Below are 21,250 nucleotides of genomic sequence, written 5' to 3'. Positions count from 1 at the left end.
TAATTAAAAGTTCCAGCTTCCTGTCGCCAAATAATGCCACAGATAAAGAAGGAAAGCAATGATTATCAGTATGATTCCGAAAGAGACCGGTTTGCGGCCACTCGCTTTTCTTCTTTTCAAATGCGTAGTACCTTCGATGAACTTACCGCGAATATCCTCCGGATTAAATTCCTTTTCCGGAAGCATCCCCAAGTCACGTTTGGCGTTCTCCTCCATCTTTGCGAGCTTTTCTTTCCGCTCGTCTACATAAATGTATTGATGATTAAAGCCACGGGGCTTTCTCATTGAGTTAAACATTCCCATACTACTTCATATTTATTAAGTTTCGCTTTTCTGTTTTGGGGCGCCGATCGGTGGTCGGTTTCAGTGTATCACCCGCACGCTTACCCCGCCAGTTAAAGATATCATCCTTATTCAGCGGACGGACATAGTCGAACCAGGCAAAAGTGGGAAGACGCAATTTATCAGGCGGTATCTGGTCCATCGGATACATCGTTCCGTTGGATTTACCGATAAACAGTCCTTTTTCCATCTTCTTATCCTTCATATAAAGATGAAGCACACTACCTTCCAGACAATTAAAGCCGGTCATCGTACTGTCTTTTTCTTCCGGATAGAAAGCGGTCAACACATTACCAATCACTTCAATATGACGCATATCTCCATTAATGAAATAGGCTTTCATCTCTTTGCCGGACACTTGGTTATAATGAATAGAATCTTTCATTTCCACCGTCAACGCCTGGTTGATGATGTGCGCCCAGTCAATCGTGCTGTCATTCATATAAATCTTGATCTGCTCGCCAAGTAGTTGCTGCCCTTCATTCCAAAGAATAGGGTCGGTATACATGGTCATACAGGAATCCTTCGAATTATAGACCAGTGAGTCACATACTCCCTGAACATCCGTACGATACATACGTACCTTGTGATAAGCTTTCATCAACCGGAAAACGGAATCGGTATTCAGGTTGTAAGACACCAACTGCAATGTATCGCCATGCATAAAAAGACTGTCAGGCCCTTGCGAGTAGTCGATTGCCACCGCACGTTTCGTCGCAAACGCGGAGTCTGTCAATTCATTATAGAAACAATAATCACCCGTCAGCATATTCTTATTAATGGAATCTGTCATCTTCACATTATCGAACGCCTCGCCATAACCGATGATACGGTCATAGAACAGACTGTCGCCTACCAGTTTCTTTCCCTGATTGGTCAGTACCGAACGGTCTAACAATTCGGCTTGTTCGGTCATTGTGTTATAAAATCCCCGTTCCGAATAGATATGATTATTATCACTGACGATATTGGAAGGTCCGAGAATAACTGCGATTTTGCTTTCCGTATTATACCTTAATGTATCGGAAGTCAACACAAACTTAGGGTTTACCAACTTCACATCATGGTTGAATACCGACTGTTTTGTTGCAGGACTGTATTCTCCCCAATCGGAAGTCAATACATTCTCTTCATCCATCAAGGTTCCTCCCTCGAAATAATATCCGAGGTCGTAGAGACGGTCGTAGTTCAAGCTATCTGTTAACAGGGTGGTGTTCCGATTAATCATCTTCACATTTTCACGAAGCTGCGCTATTTGCGTCATGCCGTCATAATAAAGATAATCACCGTAGATGAACAAAGTGTCTCCCTGTTCCATACGTACATTACTGAAGGCCTCCACAGAGTTGGTTTTCTCAAAAATCAGTGCACTGTCACAGTACATATACATACTGTCATGGCGCAATTTCACGTTACCAATCAATACCTGCACATCCGGACGCGCCAACTTATCCGCCTGACCTTCATCAGCATGAAGCAGATAAACTTTGGTCTTTTTATTCTCCGGTTGTTTCTTGTTGTCCGATTGTTTCTTATTGCCTGCCGGTGTTTTGGCTTTTGAAGCCGACTTAGACGTATCCGCAGCCGATTTAATTGAATCCCCTGTTACAGGTTTCTGTCCCGTTGGCCTCACTTGTGCTACAAGACATACACCAAACAGGCATAGAAAGCCTATAAGGAGCCATCTATGCCTGTCTTGTTGTTTATTTTTCTTATTTGTTTTCAGCATATAAAATCAAAGCAAGGTTACATCAGTCCTTCTTGACCCAACCCGGATACTTGAAGTCACACTTCTGCCAGTTTTCGTTGATGCGTACATAAGTATGTTTCTGCTTGTCCAGAATCCATTTCTGCAACATCTCTTCACGGCGTTTCTCCATCACAATTTCTTTCAGGTCCTGATAGTCTTCTGCAATGGTTGCTTTATGACCGTTGATTTTTGCTTTCAACTTCACGATAGCACATACTTCTTTTCCATCCTTCTCATTAATCATTGTAAAGGCTTTGGAAATTTCACCTACATTCATCTTATCCACTACCTTAGCAACGTCTTGAGGAAGATCCTGCATCTGGAACTTAGAAGTAGTCACACCTGAATTTTCATTGATGTTCACCATAATACCATGGTTGTTACGGGTGTCTTTATCCTGTGAGATAACGGCAGCCGCATCATCAAATGTAAATTTGTTGGCACGAATATCATCGGCAATAGAATCCAGACGGGCACAAGCCTCGGTCAGTTCTTTTTCCGATACTTTCGGACGCAACAAGATATGGCGAGTGTTGACACGGTCACCACGTTTTTCAATCAACTGGATAATGTGGAAACCAAATTCCGACTCCACAATCTTAGAAACTTTCTTCGGATCTTGCAAACTGAACGCTACATTCGCATAAGCAGGGTCCATCATACCACGTCCCATGAATCCACATTCACCACCTTTAATAGCAGATGCCTTGTCTTCCGAATACAAACGCGCCAATGTAGAGAAGTCAATTTCTCCTTTTGTCACACGATCCGTATAATCACGCAACGTCTTTTTTACATCCTCAATCTCCGAGATAGGAATTTTCGGTTGTAAAGTAATGATCTGCACTTCTACCTGTGTCGGAATGTAAGGAATACTATCTTGTGGAAGGTCTTTGAAGTAACGGCGTACTTCTGCCGGAGTCACTTTGATTTCTCCTACCAGTTTCTGCTGCATCTTCTGAACGGTCAATCCGTCACGTGCATTATCACGCAGCGTCTCACGAATCTGGGTGGAAGTTTTATTGAAATACTCCTCCATCTTCTCTCTGGAACCGATCTGCTGGATGTACATGTTGGTCATCATATCCACACGCTGGATGATTTCCGCTTCGGAAACCTCGATACTGTCCAACTTTGCCTGATGCAAGAACAACTTCTGCACGGCAATCTCTTCAGGAATTACACAATAAGGATCGCCGTCAAATCTGCGTCCATTATACAAGGCATCCATACGGGCCTCTTCTACATCTGATTTCAAAATAGCTTCGTCACCTACTACCCAAACTACTTCATCAACCACATTATCTTGTGCATAGGTTGCCACATTAGCAAATATTGCCAGGACAAGGGTAACAACAAATCTAAAGTTCACAAACTTCTTCATTCTTTGTATTTAATAATTATATATAATCTTCTTCTTACTTACTGCCTGCTGATACAAGTCGTTCTTTACCTGTTCCATAAAGCTCACCCGTTTCTGATTAACCAGTAAGTCTTTCACTTCCGAACGGGCAAATTCATACGGTTTCTCTTCACCAATTCCGCGATAATCGCTCACATTCAGGAAATAATAATAGGCCGTATCTTTCAATTCTACCTGACGGTGTTTGTCTACGTACTCTTCCGGTGCCTCTACTTTTAATGAAATCATATCCAGTACATCAGTCACGGACACCCATTTGTCATAGAAGTATTCGTATTTCACTGCATTCTGTAAGCTATATTTTTCCAGGCTCTCAACAGCATCCTGTTTGTCCGACTTATACCACCTGCGCACATTGTTCAGCTGGGGAGCCGTCAACGGCACTTTGATAAACAATCCCTTAATCAACGGGGTTTCCAGCTTAAACAGTTCTTTGTTTTTTCCGTAATATTCTGCGATCTCTTGTTCGGAAATATCATTCGACAGCTTCTGGTTTATCAACTCCTGCTGATAAGTATGCATAATCAACGCTTTCCGATAATTCTCCACTAGTTTGTCTACATCCACATTATCGGGAATATTGTTCGCAGCTTTCTCATATAATAAAATCTCTTCCGCCCAACTACGAATATAATGTTCGGTGAAGAGAATACTATCATCTTTTGACAATCCGACCGGAAGCACGGACATCAAATCTTCTTTATATAAAAAGTTACCGTCCACCTCTACCAAAGGAGTCTTTCCTTTGTGGTCGCGCTGTTCCTTGCACGCTCCACAACCAAGAAGGGTAATCAGTAAGAGGACTAATATTCGCATTGGCAACTAAAATCTACTTATTTAAGGTACGAAGATAGTGAATAATCGGTTACATCAGTTATTATTAACTGTTTTTAAAACCTCTTGGTTTATTTCAACCTTACCAAACTCCCTCAATTCCCGCGCCCAGCACGTGTCAAGATAGCTTCGATAATCCTTTCGCACCTGTTCAATTACTTCCCGATAATCATCCGGTCCTTTCATTTTTTCGCCTACAACAATGGTAAAAGGATAAGACATCACGGGTTCGAAACCACCCTTCTTAAAAACCAGTTTATCTATATATTTATTGTCTCCGTCGGCAAAAATTCCTTGTTCAACCTGTATCTTTTCCGTCCCGGATGTATTAAAAGTTTGCCGAAGCTGGTCCGCCCACTCTTTTTCCGGCACTTTCTTCAGCATTTTTTTAGCTTGCTTTACCGTCTTTTTATCAACGCAATGAAGCACGACTCCTCTATACCGGGGACTCTCCCACCGATAATCCGACGAATGAAATTTGAAATAGGTAGCCAATCCGGCCCGGTCATTAATAGCAGGCAACTCTATTTTTTGTCGTGTGATTTCTTTTACCAAATAGTTTTCGTCAGATTCCCGCAAGGCAACACGAATTTCCGGATGCTTTTTATCTATATTCCGGCTTTCATAATCCAATAATGATTTAGCAATAAACCCTTCCAACTGGCGTTTGACAGATTGAGGATGAGAAGAGGCAAAACGCGTGAACATAGCTCCGGTATATGCCTGTCCATCAATCATAAAGAGATTTTGTTCTGTCCGGCCTTTCGTCAACAGCTCTTCCATTGCTGCCTGATTCGGGGTATACTGCCATGACCTTTTTAATCGGTCGAGCATCGCTGCCGTGCCTTTGTCTAAAATTTCCTTACGCCGTAACCGCTCTATCAACCTGCCACTGACATTTTCATAAGCAAATGCTTCCTCCCGGTCAATCACTTTCAAGATATGAATCCCTTCAGGAGTGAAGAATGGCTGTGATACCGCACCTTTCGCCAAAGAGAAAGCGACATCCTCAAATTCACTCGTTGTCTCCAGACCTTCTATCCATCTACTCTGCTTATCATCCGAATAGATTTCCACCATACGGTTAAAATTCAAATCCGGCTGATTCTGTATCACCCGGTATATAGAATCCATCCGGGCTTTTTCTTCTTCCAAATGACGGGAAGTAACCGTCTGCGGTAAACGTTTAAAAATTTGCATGACTTGCACCCGGCCGCTACGTGCTTTCAATCCCATCTTCTGATACAAGACACGGGCACAACTATCCATCACTTGTTTGTCAATCAGATAAGATTCTACCAATTCTGTCCAACATTTCTCGTGTTGTTTACGGAAAACTGTAGTCGTATCAAGCCCGGCAGCCCTGGCTGCTTCCACCTTCAACTTTGATTGAGCGAAAAGTGCCGCATACTCTTTTGGTGAAAGCCGGGCATTTGAGCGTTCTGCATAACGGCGGTATGCATTTTCAAATTCCGAACGGAGTACCTCTCTTCCGTTAACACGCATCAATACCGGATCTTCTTGCGCAAAGACCGCGACAACAAAGAGAGAAATACATCCCAACAACAGGCTTCTTTTCATCATCATTTTTTATTTTCCAAACAATAAACAACAAACATCACAGAGGCAATAACAGATAAACAACAAACGGTGAGCAGTGAACACCTTGCTGACAATACAGCCTGTTCACCGTTCACCGTTAATAGTTCACCGTATCTATCTATTATTCCGGACGGCTATAGTTAGGCGATTCACTAGTAATCGTCACGTCGTGCGGATGGCTTTCCATTACACCTGCATTGGTAATGCGGGTAAACTTAGCATCATGAAGTTTATCAATATTGGCAGCACCGCAGTATCCCATACCTGCACGCAAACCACCTGACAACTGATAGACAACCTCGAAAAGTGTACCTTTATAAGGAACACGGGCAGCAATTCCTTCCGGAACCAGCTTCTTCACATCAGCAGTTCCGCTCTGGAAGTAACGGTCTTTCGAACCGTTCTCCATCGCTTCCAACGATCCCATACCACGATAGGATTTAAATTTACGTCCATTGAAAATGATTGTGTCGCCCGGAGACTCTTCTGTTCCGGCAACCAACGATCCGATCATTACACAATATCCACCGGCAGCCAACGCTTTCACTACATCGCCCGAATAGCGCAAACCACCATCGGCAATCAAAGGAATACCTGTACCCTTCAAGGCTTTTGCTACATCATAGACAGCAGACAACTGTGGAACACCTACACCGGCAACCACACGAGTGGTACAGATAGAACCCGGACCGATACCGACTTTCACTGCATCCGCTCCTGCTTCTACCAACGCTTTTGCAGCTTCTCCGGTAGCAATATTACCCACTACGATATCAATGTTCGGGAAGCGTTTCTTAGCTTCTTTCAGTTTTTCAATCACAAACATAGAGTGTCCGTGAGCCGTATCAATCACAATTGCATCCGCACCGGCATCTACCAATGCCTGCATACGATCCAGCGTATCGGCAGTCACACCTACACCGGCAGCTACACGCAAACGACCTTTGGCATCTTTACAAGCCATCGGTTTATCTTTTGCTTTTGTAATATCTTTATAAGTAACAAGACCGATCAACTTTCCGTCCATTCCGACAATCGGAAGTTTCTCGATCTTATGTTTCTGAAGAATCTGTGCAGCAGATTCCAGATCAGTAGACTGGTTTGTAGTTACCAATCTTTCTTTCGGAGTCATGACAAGATCAATATGTTTAGCCATGTCTCTTTCGAAACGCAAATCTCTGTTAGTAACAATACCCACCAAATAACCTTCATCATCTACCACAGGGATACCACCGATTTTGTATTCCGCCATGATGTCCAGTGCATCCTGCACAGTAGAACCTCTTTTAATAGTTACGGGATCATAAATCATACCATTTTCGGCACGTTTTACAATAGCAACTTGTCTTGCCTGTTCTTCGATAGACATATTTTTGTGAATCACGCCGATACCACCCTCACGAGCAATGGCAATAGCCATTTTCGCTTCGGTAACCGTATCCATGGCAGCCGTCACAAAAGGAATTTTTAACTCAATGTTTTTTGAAAACTTAGTCGAGAGATCGACAGTGCGCGGTAAAACTTCAGAATAAGCGGGGATCAACAATACGTCGTCGTAAGTTAACCCATCCATTACAATCTTATCAGCAATAAATGACATAGGGCTATGCGTTTAAAAATTATTGCGTGCAAATATACGGTTTTTATTCAAAACCGCATACCTGCACGCCTATTTTTTTCGCTTTTTTAATTAGCCATTTCAGAGATGAACTTAATACGCACCAAGCGAACTTCCTCTTCAGTGAAGTCATCGCCTAATTCATCAAGCGCATCATCAATCTTATCAGTGGTAGATTCCTTGAAATAATCATAGATATCGAGCATGTGATCTTCATCCATGATTTCTTCCAGGAAATAATCGATATTCAGTTTGGTTCCCGAATAGACGATAGCTTCTACCTCGTCCAGAAGTTCACCGAACTCGATACCTTTGGAAAGAGCGATATCATCTAACGCCACTTTACGGTCAATTGCCTGAATGATAGCTACTTTCATCTTTGATTTATTGGCAACCGTACGTACCCGCAAGTCTTCGGGACGTTCTATTTCATTCTCTTCACAGTGGCGTTTGATTAATTTACAGAACTCTTCACCGTAACGTTTTGCTTTTCCGGCTCCTACACCCGGTATATTCTGCAATTCATCCAATGTCACCGGATAAATGGTAGCCATCGCTTCCAAAGACGGATCCTGGAAGATCACATAAGGCGGCACTTCCAGTTTCTTCGAGAGTTTCTTCCGCAAGTCCTTCAACATAGAATAAAGAGCAGGGTCTACCGCACAGGAACCACCGCCACGTGCCGGAACTTCTTCTTCCGTCTCTTCAAAGTCGTTGTCTTCGGTAATCTTGAATGACTTCGGCTTCTTCAAGAACTTGTGTCCTTCCTCCGTCACTTTCAGGAGTCCGTAATGTTCCACATCCTTGCTCAAGTAACCTGCGATCAGTGCTTGACGAATCACTGCGTTCCATGTTTTATCCTCTTCGCCCATACCGGAGCCGAAGACTTCGAGGTCTTCATGCAAATGCGCCTGTACTTCGGAAGTTTCTTTACCTTGTAGTATGTCTATAATATAATCTGCCTTAAAATTTTCTTTCACCGCGATAATCGCTTCAATCACGGCACACAATAACTCTTGAGCCTCCACTTGTTTTTTAGGGTTTAAACAGTTGTCACAATTTCCACAATTCTCTTCCGTATATTCTTCGCCGAAATAATGCAGCAACGTCTTGCGCCGGCATACGGAAGATTCGGCATAAGCAGCGGTTTCCAACAGAAGCTGCTTGCCAATTTCCTGCTCTGCCACAGGTTTTCCTTGCATGAACTTCTCCAGTTTCTGCAAGTCTTTGTTTGTATAAAAGGTTATGCACTGACCTTCACCGCCATCTCTACCGGCACGTCCGGTCTCCTGGTAATACCCTTCCAGACTCTTTGGAATATCGTAGTGAATCACAAACCTTACATCCGGCTTGTCGATTCCCATACCGAAAGCGATAGTTGCTACAATAACGTCCACTTTTTCCATCAGGAAATCATCCTGATTCTTAGTCCTCGCCAACGAATCCATCCCGGCATGATAAGGACGCGCATTGATACCGTTTGCCTGAAGGATTTCAGCAAGTTCCTCTACTTTTTTCCGGCTAAGGCAATAGATAATGCCCGATTTTTCCGGATTGTTTTTGATAAACTTGATAATATCCCTGTCAATATTAGCGGTCTTCGCGCGTACCTCATAATAAAGGTTCGGACGGTTGAACGACGATTTGAAAACTTGAGCATCTACCATTCCCAGATTTTTCTGGATATCATGCTGCACCTTTGGTGTCGCTGTTGCGGTCAACGCAATCAACGGAGCCTTTCCTATTTCGTTGATAATAGGGCGAATCCGCCGGTATTCCGGTCGGAAGTCATGTCCCCATTCAGAAATACAGTGAGCTTCGTCTACTGCATAGAATGAGATTTTCACCGAACGCAAAAATTCTACATTTTCTTCTTTCGTCAGCGATTCCGGCGCCACATATAGCAATTTTGTCTTTCCGGCAAGGATGTCCGACCTTACTTGGTCTATTGCGCCTTTGTTTAATGAAGAATTGATAAAATGGGCGACGCCATCTTCTTCACTGAAATTGCGCATTGCATCCACTTGATTCTTCATCAACGCAATAAGCGGAGAAATTACAATTGCCGTACCTTCCATCAAGAGCGAAGGTAGCTGATAGCATAAAGATTTCCCGCCACCGGTAGGCATCAGTACAAAGGTATCTTTACCATCGAGCAAGTTGTTAATGATCGCTTCCTGGTTTCCCTTGAACTTATTAAATCCGAAACACTTCTTCAGTTCATCTGTTAAATTAATCTTCCTTGCCATCTTAACTTAGGTTGTTTTATTCAGTTCATGGTTTAACTTTAGTAGGCTTCCTCCTTCAAGAGAGCCAAACAAAGTTATAAACAACTTCGTAATTACCAAGCAAAATGCGACTAATATTTTCAAGAAAATACAGTTACGATCATCTTTTGCAGCCTTACTCTTTGATTTTAAGCAGTTTGCAGTCGTGCCATATTCGCTTTTTCCAGTTGCATCTTTGCATAATCCAGCGTCACCTTATACTCTTTTTTGTCCTCTGAAGGGATTTCAAACATGACATCCATCATGATTGTTTCCACAATAGAGCGCAATCCACGGGCACCCAGCTTATATTCCACCGCCTTATCGACGATATATTCGAAGACAGCATCTTCAAATGTGAGCTTGATACCATCCATTTCAAACAGTTTGATGTACTGCTTGATGATAGAGTTTTTCGGTTCGGTGAGGATAGCACGAAGCGCATTCCGATCCAGCGGATTCAAATAAGTCAGTACCGGAAGACGTCCGATAATTTCGGGAATCAGTCCGAATGACTTCAAATCCTGCGGAGCGATATACTGCATCATGTTATTCTTGTCCACCGTCGCTGTTTTCTGCGACGCCGTATAACCTACGACATGTGTATTCAACCGTTGGGCGATCTTCTTTTCGATACCATCGAAAGCGCCGCCACAGATAAAGAGAATATTTTTGGTATTTACCGGAATCATCTTCTGGTCCGGATGTTTACGACCACCCTGGGGAGGTACGTTCACAACAGAGCCTTCGAGTAATTTCAGCAATCCCTGCTGTACACCTTCACCGCTCACATCGCGAGTGATGGAAGGGTTATCTCCTTTGCGGGCAATCTTGTCGATCTCGTCGATAAACACAATACCCTGTTCCGCTTCAGGTACATTATAATCTGCCACCTGAAGCAAACGGGTTAAAATACTTTCGATATCTTCGCCTACATAACCGGCCTCTGTCAGCACCGTAGCGTCTACAATGGTAAACGGCACGTGCAGCAACTTGGCAATCGTACGTGCAAGCAACGTTTTTCCGGTTCCGGTACTACCTACCATAATAATGTTCGACTTTTCAATCTCCACATCATCCCCGCTGTCTTTTTGCAACAGACGTTTATAATGGTTATAGACCGATACGGAAAGGAAGCGTTTTGCGTCATCCTGTCCGATCACATACTGGTCGAGGAATTTCTTGATTTCTACCGGTTTGGGCAGTTCTTTTAAATTGAGTTTGGTAGCTCCCGCGCTTTTCTTGCCTTCGCCCAATGCTTCCTGAGTAATCTCATAAGCCTGGGTAGCACAACTGTCGCAGATATAGCCGTTCATTCCCGTAATCAGGAATCCGACTTCGTTCTCCGACCGTCCACAGAAGCTACACCTTTTCTTTGTCTTTGAATCAGCCATTTTTATTTCTTAATCAATACCTCATCAATCATACCGTATTCTTTCGCTTCCTGAGCTGTCATCCAGTAGTCGCGGTCAGAGTCCGCCCATACCTTATCGAAATCAGTATGCGAATGATCGGCGATGATCGTATAAAGTTCTTTCTTCAATTTCTGAATCTCACGAGCTGTGATTTCAATGTCCGACGCTTGTCCTTGCGCACCACCCATCGGCTGGTGAATCATCACACGTGAATGAGGCAACGCAGAACGTTTGCCTTCAGCACCGGCAACAAGCAATACAGCCGCCATTGAAGCTGCCATACCTGTACAGATGGTAGCAACATCACTTGAAATAAACTGCATCGTATCATAAATGCCCAGTCCGGCATATACACTTCCGCCCGGAGAGTTGATATAGATAGAGATATCCTTACCCGGATCAACAGAATCCAGATACAGCAACTGTGCCTGAAGCGTATTCGCTGTATAGTCATCTACTTGTGTACCGAGGAAAATGATGCGGTCCATCATCAAACGGGAGAAAACGTCGAGTTGAGTAACGTTCAACTGTCTTTCTTCCAGAATATAGGGATTCAAATACCCGGCCTGCGATTTAATCACATCATCCAATACCATGCCATTCATTCCTAAATGCTTGGTTGCGTATTTTCTAAAATCATCCATGTTAATTGTTCCTTTCTTATAAATTAAAAATAAACGTAAGTACAAAGAAACGAAAAAGAATACAGAGACACAAAAAAACACAGAGTTATAATTTTATAAAAACTCTGTGTTTCTGTGACTTTATATTCTATTCAACCGAATGATTATTCAAACATCTTATTGAATTCTTCGATTGAAACGTTCTTGTTTTCCAAAGTAACCTGCGCTTTCAGAGCAGCAGCCAGCTTCACTTCTACCACACGACTTACCAAATTATTGATAGTTTCTTTCTTCTTCAACATCTCCTGTGCATAGTTGTCAAGCACATCATCAGGGATAGACAACATACCGTATTGAGCAAACTGTGCCTTCGTTGTTTCTCTAGCCATCTTCAGAACATCTTCCTGTTCTACTTTGATATCGTTTGCTTCAACCAACTGTTCCTTAATCAGGTGCCAAGTCAGTTCCTCGATGCTCTTATCATAGTTTTCAGCAACATATTCTTCGCCCTTTTCTTCGTTGTTCAGCAACATGATACGTTTCAGCAGAGCGTCAGAGAATTCCAACTTACCTACTTTTTCCATCATCACCTTGCGAATATCGATCAGGAACTTATAATCGCTGTCAGCAACAAATCTTGCTGCAATTTCTTCTTTAATCTTAGCGCGGAATTCCTCTTCAGTCTTCACAACACCTTCGCCGAATGCCTGGTCGAACACTTCCTGTGTCAATTCACCCGGAACAAAACGAGTGATTTCTTCTACCTGGAAGCTGAAGTCAGACTTAACGTCTTTCGCGATTTCCTTGTCGATCTTCAACAAAGAACCCAGTTCAGCAGCATGTCCGTCATAAGCAACATTCGGATTGAACACCAATACATCATTTACTTTTGCGTTAGCAAAAATAGCTTTCTGATCGTCATTCTTCATGTAAGCAGGCATCAACACAGCAGCTTCTACCTGAATACCACCTTCTTTTGTATTGCCTTCTTCGTCCAACTGTGCCAGCAGACCTTTCAACATATCATTATCTTCGTAAGCATCTACCTTATCATACTTACCAGTGCGTTGAGTGTACATCTTCACCTGGTTGTCGATCATTTCTTCAGAAACTTCGATAGAATAATAATCTACTTTATCTTTAGCGCTTACTTCTGCTTTAAATTCAGGTGCCAAAGCGATATCGAACACGAATTCGAACTCTTCCATTGTATCGAAATCAATATTCTGCTGCTTTTCTTCATTAGGCAACGGCTCGCCCAACATATTCACCTTATTATCTTTAATATAATTGTAAACAGCTTCTTGCAATGCCTTATTCACAACCTCTGCAATCACCGATTTACCATACATCTTTTTAATAAGACTTGTCGGCACCATACCTTTACGGAATCCCGGAATCTGTGCCTTCTGACGGAGTGATTTCAACTCTTTGTCTACTTTCTCCTGATAATCTGCTTTCTCAAGCTTTACAGTAAGCTCTGCGCTTACTTTGTCAATGTTTTGTAATGAAACGTTCATTCTGACAATTATTTATTTGATTTATACTTTGTTCTATACTCAAAGAGGGTGCAAAATTAGTGCTAATCTTTCAAATTTCAAAAGACATTGCAGATTTATTTCAGCAACGCCACCCATCTTTCACACATCTTTTATTAATTATTTCATCAATTCCTCATATATAAACAACAATAAACCATCAGCAACGACCACGCCGCAGGTCCCCCGGCCTACTTTTTTCTCCATCAAGCGAGCGCCCGTAACGAAGCGTTAAGAAGGGCAGACTGTTTGAGCGTAGCGAGTTTCTGCCCTTTAGCGTAGTGAAGGAAGCGAGTAGGAGAAAAAAGTCAGCCTTGAAAAGCCCGATTTAGTGAGTGTAGCCACAAGCTCGCTTGAGGATACCGAGCGTGAGGGCTTTCTCCAACTTTTCTTTGGTTCTTTCTTTTCTTTCAAGAGAAAAGGAAAGAACTTTTTTTTCTGATAATCCGCAAATTAACCTTCCAAAAAGATGGTTAATCCAAAAATTATTCTTTTCTTTGCTGCGGATTGATGGACCATTAGTTTCTCGATTTGATTACAAGGTTTTTACTTCCGTTACGAAACGCATTTGTAAACTCTCTGTCGTTTTAATCTTTTTATTAGTAACCATCTGTCCAGAGAGTTTTATTCATTTATTTATTTTTTATCATTTTCATTATGAACATTTATGTTGGAAACCTTAACTACCGTGTTAAGGAAGGAGATCTGCAACAAGTGATGGAAGATTACGGAGCAGTATCATCAGTTAAAGTTGTTATGGACCGTGAAACCGGTAAATCCAAAGGATTCGCTTTCATCGAAATGGAAGACGACGCTGCAGCTGCAAAAGCTATTGCTGAATTGAACGGAGCTGAATACATGGGCCGTACAATGGTAGTTAAAGAAGCTAGACCTAGAGCTTAATTGCCGACGCTAATATAGCTAAGAAAAAAAGAAACTTCTGTCACCCCGATGACAGAAGTTTTTTTATTACCCTTCCATTCCTTGCACTTCCACGTCCTTCACCTTACGGAGCAAGTCTGAAGCAAAGATAAAGTTATTCAGTCGTTCGTTGGTAGAGGTAAAGATATCATCTTTTGTCCCTTCCCACTCTTTATGTCCTTCATAAATATAAATCACTTTCTCGCCAATTCCCAATACAGAGTTCATATCATGCGTATTGATAATGGTCGTCATGTTATATTCCTGCGTAATATCATGGATCAGATCATCAATCACCAATGACGTTTTCGGATCGAGTCCCGAGTTCGGTTCATCGCAAAACAAATATTGAGGATTCAGGGCAATCGCACGTGCAATAGCCACACGCTTCTGCATCCCCCCACTGATTTCTCCCGGAAACTTATCTTTCGCCTCCCCCAGATTCACACGATCCAAGCAGAACATCGCCCGTTTGGTACGCTCACGCAAAGTATCATTGCTAAACATATTCAACGGAAACATCACATTGTCCAACACCGTCATCGAGTCAAACAGAGCCGCACTCTGGAAAATCATCCCCATCTCCTTGCGAAGCATCTTTTTCTCCTTCTTCCCCATCAAGACAAGGTTACGTCCGTCATATAAGACTTCCCCCTTCTCCGGAGTAAGCAATCCTACAATACACTTCATCAATACCGTCTTACCGGAGCCACTCTGACCGATAATCAAATTCGTCTTTCCATTTTCAAAACTAGCATTGATATCGCTCAATACCGTTTTGTCATCAAATGATTTATAAAGTCCTTTAATCTCAATCATCCCATCAAAAGTTTAGTTAATATCAAGTCCGCAAACAGAATCAATACACTGCTGGATACTACGGCATCCGTAGAAGCCTTTCCCACAGCAATCGATCCACCATCTACCGTATATCCGAAGAAAGCAGACACACTTGCAATAATAAACGCAAAAAAGAGGGATTTGATGATACCGGCCCAAATAAACCACTCCACAAACATATATTGCAATCCATATTCCAGATCGACCGCATTCATCACCCCGGCAAACCAACAGGTGCAAAAGGCACCGATAATTCCGGCAAAGATACTGAACGTCACTAAAATAGGAATCACAGTTACCATCGCCGTAATCTTAGGCAGAATCAGGTAGTTTGCCGAATTGATACCCATAATTTCGAGCGCGTCAATCTGCTGCGTCACCCGCATCGTTCCTAATTCCGAAGCGATATTCGATCCTACTTTTCCCGCAAGAATCAAACACATGATAGAGGAAGAAAATTCCAGCAACATAATTTCACGTGTCACATACCCCACTGTCCAGCGAGGCATCCACGGACTTTCGATATTCAACTTGATTTGGATGGTAATAACCGCGCCGATGAAAAACGAAATCAACAGCACGATACCGATGGAGTTCACACCTAGTTGCTCCAACTCGTTAAGGTATTGCCGGAAGAACATACGCATACGTTCAGGACGGGAAAAAGTCCGTCCCATCAGCATGAAATATCTCCCGACGGTTCTCAATGCTTTTATCATAACTCACACTATTTGTCTGCAAATGTACATTATTTCAGCTTATTTTTACTACATTTGCCGCAAAATAACTAGAATATGGAAGAAAGCAAGATGGTGCTCCGCACGGAAGACCTGGTTAAGAAGTACGGTAAACGAACCGTTGTGAGCCACGTTTCCATCAATGTGAAGCAAGGTGAGATTGTAGGTTTGCTGGGACCGAACGGTGCCGGCAAGACGACTTCATTCTATATGACTGTAGGGCTGATTACTCCGAATGAAGGACGTATTTTCCTCGACGACCTGGAGATTACCAAATATCCGGTTTACAAACGAGCGCAAACGGGAATCGGCTACCTTGCACAGGAAGCTTCCGTTTTCCGCCAGATGAGTGTGGAAGATAATATCGCCGCCGTACTGGAAATGACTAACAAGCCCAAAGAATATCAAAAGGAAAAACTCGAAAGCCTGATAGCAGAATTCCGTCTGCAAAAGGTACGCAAAAACAAAGGTAACCAGTTGTCCGGAGGTGAACGCCGCCGTACGGAGATTGCCCGTTGTCTTGCCATCGACCCCAAATTCATCATGCTTGACGAACCTTTTGCCGGTGTAGACCCGATTGCCGTAGAAGATATCCAGCAAATTGTTTGGAAGCTGAAAGATAAGAATATCGGAATCCTGATTACCGACCACAACGTACAGGAGACACTTAGTATCACCGACCGCGCCTATCTGCTGTTCGAAGGAAAGATTCTTTTCCAGGGAACACCGGAAGAATTATCGGAGAATCAGATTGTGCGTGAAAAATACTTGAGTAACAGCTTCGTTTTACGCAGAAAAGATTTCCAGTTGGAGAAATAGATTCACCACAGATTTTCACAGATATTTCATAAAGAATACGGGCTAATCAAATGATACAAAACTTGTAAATTGATTAGCCCGTTTTTTATTTTTAATCTGTGGAAATCTGTGTTAATCTGTGGTGAACTTTACTTCTGTCGAATATAAATATTAACCGGAGTACCTGTCAGATTCCATTTCTCACGCATCTTATTTTCGAGGAAACGTTTGTACGGATCCTTCACATACTGCGGCAAGTTGGCAAAATAGACAAATGAAGGCACTTGCGTATTCGGCAGCTGTGTGATGTATTTAATCTTGATATACTTACCTTTATTTGAGGGAGGCGGATAAGCCTCGATCAGCGGGAGCATTTCTTCATTCAAACGAGCTGTCGGAATCTTTGTCGTCCGGTTCTCATATACATTACGTGCTTCTTCCAGCACTTTCAGAATACGTTGTTTAGTCAACGCAGAAGCAAAGATGATCGGGAAATCGACAAACGGAGCAAAACGTGAACGGACAGCTTCCTCAAATGTCTTCTGCACTTTCACTGATTTATCTTCCACCAAGTCCCATTTATTAATCACGACTACCAATCCTTTCTGGTTCTTCTGAATCAGAGAAAAGATATTCAAGTCCTGGCTCTCAACACCCCTCGTTGCATCCAACATCAGAATACAAACATCCGAACCTTCGATGGCACGAATCGAACGAATCACCGAATAATATTCCAAGTCTTCATTTACCTTGTTTTTCTTACGGATACCTGCCGTATCTACCAGGTAAAAATCAAATCCGAATTTATTGTAACGAGTGTAGATCGAGTCACGGGTAGTCCCTGCAATCTCTGTCACGATATTACGTTCTTCCCCAATAAACGCGTTTACAATGGAAGACTTTCCGGCATTCGGGCGTCCTACCACAGCAAAACGAGGAATATCATCATCCAGGATTTCAGAAGATTCCTTCTTGAAATTGCTGACAATCAAATCCATCAAATCACCCGTACCACTTCCTGTCATGGCAGAAACACAATACGGATCGCCCAATCCCAGTTTATAAAACTCGGGAGCGTTATACTGTAAATCATGATTGTCCGTTTTATTGGCAACCATAATCACCGGACTATTAGCACGGCGCAGAATAGCCGCTACCTGCATATCCAGATCGGTCACTCCGTTCATCACATCCACAACGAACAAAATAACGTCCGCTTCATCCACTGCCAATAATACCTGCTTGCGGATTTCCTCTTCAAAAACATCATCCGAATTAACCACCCATCCGCCGGTATCCACCACGGAGAACTCACGGCCCAGCCACTCGGACTTGCCATATTGTCTGTCGCGGGTTGTACCCGCTTCTTCATTCACAATAGCCTGACGAGTCTTCGTCAGACGGTTAAATAAGGTAGACTTGCCCACATTCGGGCGTCCTACAATTGCAACTAAATTACCCATAGTTCAATACCTTGTTTTTTCACGACTATCACAGTCGCATGAATACTCTTAATCTAACTGATAACCAAAATTACGCAGCTCCTTATCCGAACTACGCCAATCCTTATCCACTTTCACATACGTTTCGAGGAAAATAGTCTTTCCAAAGAAACGTTCCAGTTCGCGGCGAGCCTCGGTAGCTACCTTCTTCAACGCCTTGCCCTGTTTACCGATAATAATTCCTTTCTGCGAATCACGTTCCACGTTAATCACCGCACGAATATGAATCTTCTTCGGCTCTTCCTTAAACTCCTCTACGACCACTTCCACCGAATAAGGAATCTCCTTGTCGTAGTAGAGCAGAATCTTTTCCCGGATAATCTCATTCACGAAGAAACGGGCAGGCTTGTCCGTCCACTGATCCTTTCCAAAATAAGGAGGAGAATCGGGCAACAGTTCTTTGATTCGCTTCATCACATAGTCCACATTGAACTTCGATGTAGCAGAAATCGGAATAATTTCGGCTTGGGGAAGCAGTTCTTTCCAATCTTCCACCAGCTTTACCAGTTTTTCCTGATCTGTAAGATCTATCTTATTGATGAGCAAGAGCACAGGCACCGTCATCTGGCGTACCTTCTCCATAAACTCATTATTCTTATCCGGCGTCTCCACCACGTCAGTCACATAAAGCAAGATATCCGCATCCGTCAATGCCGAAGTAGAAAAATTCAGCATCGACTCCTGTAGTTTATAATTGGGCTTCAATACTCCCGGAGTATCAGAAAAAACAATCTGCATTTCATCCGTATTATAGATTCCCATAATCCGGTGACGAGTTGTCTGCGCCTTGAAAGTAGCGATCGAAATACGTTCGCCCACCAAAGCATTCATCAATGTCGATTTTCCGACATTCGGATTTCCTACAATGTTTACAAAACCTGCTTTATGCATTTCTCTTCATTTTATTGGTTGAGACAAAAAAACGCATCGAATCGAAATAGGATGCGTTTTTGAGTGTTATAGTTCAGTAACTTACGTTACGATTCCTTTTTTCCGTCATAACCCCATTTCACGTAAACTGCGCCCCATGTAAATCCGGCACCGAATGCAGTGAAAATGATATTATCACCTTTCTTGAGTTTATCTTCATAATCCCAGATACACAAAGGAAGAGTAGCAGCACTGGTGTTACCGTAATGCTCAATATTTACCAACACTTTATCCATTGGCACCTCCATACGGTGAGCCACGGCTTCGATAATGCGGACATTCGCCTGATGCGGAACAATCCAGTTGATATTATCTTTCGTCAGACCATTCTTTTCTGCAATAGCAGCAGATACATCCGACATGTTAGATACAGCATATTTAAACACTGTTCTTCCTTCCTGGTGCAAATAGTGCATTTTATTGTCTACTGTGAAATAAGACGGAGGACAAACCGAACCACCAGCTTTCATGTGGAGGAAAGGCAATCCTTTGCCATCAGTTCTCAGTATCGAATCCATGATTCCGTAATCTTCCGTAGTCGGTTCCACCATAAAGGCAGCAGCACCGTCACCAAAGATAGGGCATGTAGCACGATCTGTATAGTTAACCATTGACGACATCTTATCGGCACCGACAATGATAATTTTCTTATATCTTCCCGAACGGATGAAATTAGCAGCTGTCTCCATTAAATACAGGAAACCACTACAAGCAGCTTGCAAATCGAAAGCAAATGCATTCTTCAGTCCGAGTTTATCACAAAGAATAGAAGCTGTAGAAGGGAAGTGATAGTCAGGAGTAGTGGTAGCGACAACAACCAAATCAATGTCATCAGGATTAGCACCAGTTTTCTTCATCAACTGTTTGGCAGCTTTGCGTGCCATGTATGAACTACCTAATCCTTCCTCATTCAGAATATGTCTCTCCTTTACTCCGATACGAGTCATAATCCATTCGTCGTTGGTATCCACCATTTTTGATATCTCGTCGTTAGTTAAGATATAATCGGGAACGTACCCGCCGACTCCTGTGATTACTGCATTTATTTTTTCCATCAAACCTATTTTAAATTAGCAATACTATAATACTTAAAGCAGCCGGAGAGCTTTACCCTCAGGCTGTTTTCAGTATAACTGTACTAATTATACAGCTGCTTCTTTCTCAATAGCGAGCTTACCTCTGTAATAGCCACAAGCACCACATACAGTGTGGTAAACGTGCCATTCGCCGCAATTCGGACAAATAGCCAATGTAGGAGCTACTGCCTTATCATGAGTTCTTCTCTTCGCTTGTCTCGTACTTGATTGTCTTCTCTTAGGATGTGCCATTTTCTTAAAACTTTAATTATTATCTAATATTTTTTTTAATTCATTCCAGCGAGGATCAATTTGTTCCTCCACTTCTTCCTCAATTACGATGTCATCTCCACCTGTGTCGAAAGTATCATCGCTATCCTCATTCGCATTTGTTTTCAAATGCTTGTTCAATTTACTAGTTACCGCTTTATTACACTTACCGGGAGCATGTACATGCTTCATCGGAATAGACAGCGCAACAAATTCATACATGAACCATGCAACGTTGATTTCCCCTTCTTCCTCGGGAATCACAATCAGGTTGTCACCTTCTTCTGCATATTCATGACCAAACTTTACCATCAGTTTATCAGAAGAACTGATAGGTAGCTCCATATCATCCAGACAACGGTCGCATGGTACCCATACCATTCCGTCAGTTTGGAAACTCAGCTCGAAAGCACGAGAGGTTCTTTTCACAGTCAATGTAACATTGACCTTTCCTTTCTGAACTTCAGGACCATCAATGTGAGCGAAGTAAAGGTTATCCAATACAAACTCATACTTAGCAGAGTCTGCTTGCATACCTTTCAAGTCAATTTTGTATTTATCAAATTTTCCCAAAGCTTCTCTCTTTTTTAAATCGTTAGCTTACAATTCGGGCGACAAAGATACAAATAAATATCCTCATAACATACAAATTATCAGTAAATATTCACTTTTTTAATAGGTATTATGAGGTTTGTATCTGCTAAAAAGGGTGGTATAAATACCAAAGTAATAAAAAACAGAAAGCCTCGCCCGTCAATAGACAA

At 42.5% G+C, this 21,250-nt stretch carries 19 protein-coding genes; 2 read left to right on the top strand and 17 right to left on the bottom strand.

From position 1 onward, the window contains the following. Window positions 1–3 precede the first annotated feature (3 nt). The 10 genes from DW173_RS12000 to tig form a co-directional block, all read right to left on the bottom strand. Window positions 4–303, bottom strand: a complete 300-nt coding sequence (locus DW173_RS12000) for a hypothetical protein (RefSeq protein WP_004314386.1) — start codon at window positions 301–303, stop codon at window positions 4–6. A 1-nt stretch (window position 304) separates the two neighbouring features. Further along, window positions 305–2,071, bottom strand: a complete 1,767-nt coding sequence (locus tag DW173_RS11995) for an OstA-like protein (RefSeq protein WP_008020395.1) — start codon at window positions 2,069–2,071, stop codon at window positions 305–307. 22 nt (window positions 2,072–2,093) lie between these two features. Next, window positions 2,094–3,476 (bottom strand): peptidylprolyl isomerase, encoded by a 1,383-nt coding sequence (locus tag DW173_RS11990; RefSeq protein ID WP_008641845.1) that lies wholly within the window; start codon window positions 3,474–3,476, stop codon window positions 2,094–2,096. Window positions 3,477–3,485: 9 nt separating this feature from the next. Beyond that, window positions 3,486–4,331, bottom strand: a complete 846-nt coding sequence (locus tag DW173_RS11985) for a peptidyl-prolyl cis-trans isomerase (RefSeq protein ID WP_120144491.1) — start codon at window positions 4,329–4,331, stop codon at window positions 3,486–3,488. Window positions 4,332–4,385: 54 nt separating this feature from the next. Continuing rightward, the gene (locus tag DW173_RS11980) at window positions 4,386–5,930 is read right to left on the bottom strand and encodes a peptidylprolyl isomerase (RefSeq protein ID WP_120144522.1); all 1,545 of its coding nucleotides are present in this window, start codon (window positions 5,928–5,930) and stop codon (window positions 4,386–4,388) included. A 142-nt stretch (window positions 5,931–6,072) separates the two neighbouring features. Further along, on the bottom strand, window positions 6,073–7,551 hold the full coding sequence (guaB, locus tag DW173_RS11975) for an IMP dehydrogenase (RefSeq protein ID WP_008020388.1): 1,479 nt from the start codon (window positions 7,549–7,551) through the stop codon (window positions 6,073–6,075). A gap of 86 nt (window positions 7,552–7,637) precedes the next feature. Further along, window positions 7,638–9,818, bottom strand: a complete 2,181-nt coding sequence (gene recQ / locus DW173_RS11970) for a DNA helicase RecQ (protein WP_008020386.1) — start codon at window positions 9,816–9,818, stop codon at window positions 7,638–7,640. 167 nt (window positions 9,819–9,985) lie between these two features. Then, window positions 9,986–11,230 carry an ATP-dependent Clp protease ATP-binding subunit ClpX gene (clpX, locus tag DW173_RS11965; protein WP_008641838.1) on the bottom strand — a complete coding sequence of 415 codons (1,245 nt, stop codon included), beginning with the start codon at window positions 11,228–11,230 and terminating at the stop codon, window positions 9,986–9,988. Window positions 11,231–11,232: 2 nt separating this feature from the next. Beyond that, on the bottom strand, window positions 11,233–11,895 hold the full coding sequence (clpP, locus tag DW173_RS11960) for an ATP-dependent Clp endopeptidase proteolytic subunit ClpP (protein ID WP_004297164.1): 663 nt from the start codon (window positions 11,893–11,895) through the stop codon (window positions 11,233–11,235). A 143-nt stretch (window positions 11,896–12,038) separates the two neighbouring features. Next, window positions 12,039–13,394, bottom strand: coding sequence for a trigger factor (gene tig, locus DW173_RS11955; protein ID WP_074708781.1), 1,356 nt, complete (start codon window positions 13,392–13,394; stop codon window positions 12,039–12,041). Window positions 13,395–14,069: 675 nt separating this feature from the next. Here tig and DW173_RS11950 point away from each other — a divergent pair. Next, window positions 14,070–14,315, top strand: coding sequence for an RNA recognition motif domain-containing protein (locus DW173_RS11950; protein ID WP_004297160.1), 246 nt, complete (start codon window positions 14,070–14,072; stop codon window positions 14,313–14,315). A gap of 66 nt (window positions 14,316–14,381) precedes the next feature. Here the strand turns inward: DW173_RS11950 and DW173_RS11945 are convergent, their stop codons facing one another. Together DW173_RS11945 and DW173_RS11940 are read right to left on the bottom strand one after the other, a co-directional pair. Then, window positions 14,382–15,152, bottom strand: a complete 771-nt coding sequence (locus DW173_RS11945; RefSeq protein ID WP_004308628.1) for an ABC transporter ATP-binding protein — start codon at window positions 15,150–15,152, stop codon at window positions 14,382–14,384. Further along, window positions 15,149–15,892, bottom strand: coding sequence for an MlaE family ABC transporter permease (locus DW173_RS11940; protein WP_004308627.1), 744 nt, complete (start codon window positions 15,890–15,892; stop codon window positions 15,149–15,151). Before DW173_RS11940 ends, DW173_RS11945 begins: the two co-directional genes overlap by 4 nt. A gap of 75 nt (window positions 15,893–15,967) precedes the next feature. On the opposite strand from DW173_RS11940, the gene lptB reads away from it, so the two are divergent. Continuing rightward, window positions 15,968–16,729 (top strand): LPS export ABC transporter ATP-binding protein, encoded by a 762-nt coding sequence (lptB, locus tag DW173_RS11935; protein ID WP_004308626.1) that lies wholly within the window; start codon window positions 15,968–15,970, stop codon window positions 16,727–16,729. Window positions 16,730–16,857: 128 nt separating this feature from the next. Here lptB and der read toward each other — a convergent pair whose 3' ends face one another. The 5 genes from der to DW173_RS11910 all read right to left on the bottom strand — a co-directional run bounded on the left by der (window position 16,858) and on the right by DW173_RS11910 (window position 21,059). Continuing rightward, entirely contained in the window at window positions 16,858–18,171 is a 1,314-nt protein-coding gene (gene der / locus DW173_RS11930) for a ribosome biogenesis GTPase Der (protein WP_004308625.1), read from the bottom strand. Between the two features lie 48 nt (window positions 18,172–18,219). Continuing rightward, window positions 18,220–19,101 carry a GTPase Era gene (era, locus tag DW173_RS11925; protein ID WP_087319022.1) on the bottom strand — a complete coding sequence of 294 codons (882 nt, stop codon included), beginning with the start codon at window positions 19,099–19,101 and terminating at the stop codon, window positions 18,220–18,222. Window positions 19,102–19,187: 86 nt separating this feature from the next. Beyond that, a complete protein-coding gene (locus DW173_RS11920) occupies window positions 19,188–20,195 on the bottom strand; it encodes a beta-ketoacyl-ACP synthase III (RefSeq protein ID WP_004308623.1) in 1,008 nt (335 codons plus the stop codon). A gap of 87 nt (window positions 20,196–20,282) precedes the next feature. Beyond that, a complete protein-coding gene (rpmF, locus tag DW173_RS11915) occupies window positions 20,283–20,468 on the bottom strand; it encodes a 50S ribosomal protein L32 (protein ID WP_004296852.1) in 186 nt (61 codons plus the stop codon). A 12-nt stretch (window positions 20,469–20,480) separates the two neighbouring features. Further along, complete coding sequence (locus DW173_RS11910) at window positions 20,481–21,059, bottom strand: YceD family protein (protein ID WP_004313594.1); 579 nt, start codon at window positions 21,057–21,059, stop codon at window positions 20,481–20,483. Between the last annotated feature and the right edge of the window lie 191 nt (window positions 21,060–21,250).

This window comes from Bacteroides sp. AM16-13, from assembly GCF_003602705.1.
Classification (GTDB): Bacteria; Bacteroidota; Bacteroidia; order Bacteroidales; family Bacteroidaceae; genus Bacteroides; species Bacteroides xylanisolvens.
The sequence above is the reverse complement of the archived record's forward strand: the minus strand, read 5'-3'. Positions and strand labels throughout refer to the sequence as shown.

Excerpts from the sequence above, each read along its gene's own strand:
- DW173_RS12000 (WP_004314386.1), bottom strand. The coding sequence starts at position 303 with ATGGGAATGTTTAACTCAATGAGAAAGCCCCGTGGCTTTAATCATCAA.
- era (WP_087319022.1), bottom strand. The coding sequence starts at position 19,101 with ATGCATAAAGCAGGTTTTGTAAACATTGTAGGAAATCCGAATGTCGGA.
- clpP (WP_004297164.1), bottom strand. The coding sequence starts at position 11,895 with ATGGATGATTTTAGAAAATACGCAACCAAGCATTTAGGAATGAATGGC.
- DW173_RS11920 (WP_004308623.1), bottom strand. The coding sequence starts at position 20,195 with ATGGAAAAAATAAATGCAGTAATCACAGGAGTCGGCGGGTACGTTCCC.
- DW173_RS11985 (WP_120144491.1), bottom strand. The coding sequence starts at position 4,331 with ATGCGAATATTAGTCCTCTTACTGATTACCCTTCTTGGTTGTGGAGCG.
- recQ (WP_008020386.1), bottom strand. The coding sequence starts at position 9,818 with ATGGCAAGGAAGATTAATTTAACAGATGAACTGAAGAAGTGTTTCGGA.
- DW173_RS11945 (WP_004308628.1), bottom strand. The coding sequence starts at position 15,152 with ATGATTGAGATTAAAGGACTTTATAAATCATTTGATGACAAAACGGTA.
- DW173_RS11980 (WP_120144522.1), bottom strand. The coding sequence starts at position 5,930 with ATGAAAAGAAGCCTGTTGTTGGGATGTATTTCTCTCTTTGTTGTCGCG.
- DW173_RS11940 (WP_004308627.1), bottom strand. The coding sequence starts at position 15,892 with ATGATAAAAGCATTGAGAACCGTCGGGAGATATTTCATGCTGATGGGA.
- lptB (WP_004308626.1), top strand. The coding sequence starts at position 15,968 with ATGGAAGAAAGCAAGATGGTGCTCCGCACGGAAGACCTGGTTAAGAAG.
- der (WP_004308625.1), bottom strand. The coding sequence starts at position 18,171 with ATGGGTAATTTAGTTGCAATTGTAGGACGCCCGAATGTGGGCAAGTCT.
- clpX (WP_008641838.1), bottom strand. The coding sequence starts at position 11,230 with ATGGCTGATTCAAAGACAAAGAAAAGGTGTAGCTTCTGTGGACGGTCG.
- tig (WP_074708781.1), bottom strand. The coding sequence starts at position 13,394 with ATGAACGTTTCATTACAAAACATTGACAAAGTAAGCGCAGAGCTTACT.
- guaB (WP_008020388.1), bottom strand. The coding sequence starts at position 7,551 with ATGTCATTTATTGCTGATAAGATTGTAATGGATGGGTTAACTTACGAC.
- DW173_RS11950 (WP_004297160.1), top strand. The coding sequence starts at position 14,070 with ATGAACATTTATGTTGGAAACCTTAACTACCGTGTTAAGGAAGGAGAT.
- DW173_RS11995 (WP_008020395.1), bottom strand. The coding sequence starts at position 2,071 with ATGCTGAAAACAAATAAGAAAAATAAACAACAAGACAGGCATAGATGG.
- DW173_RS11990 (WP_008641845.1), bottom strand. The coding sequence starts at position 3,476 with ATGAAGAAGTTTGTGAACTTTAGATTTGTTGTTACCCTTGTCCTGGCA.
- rpmF (WP_004296852.1), bottom strand. The coding sequence starts at position 20,468 with ATGGCACATCCTAAGAGAAGACAATCAAGTACGAGACAAGCGAAGAGA.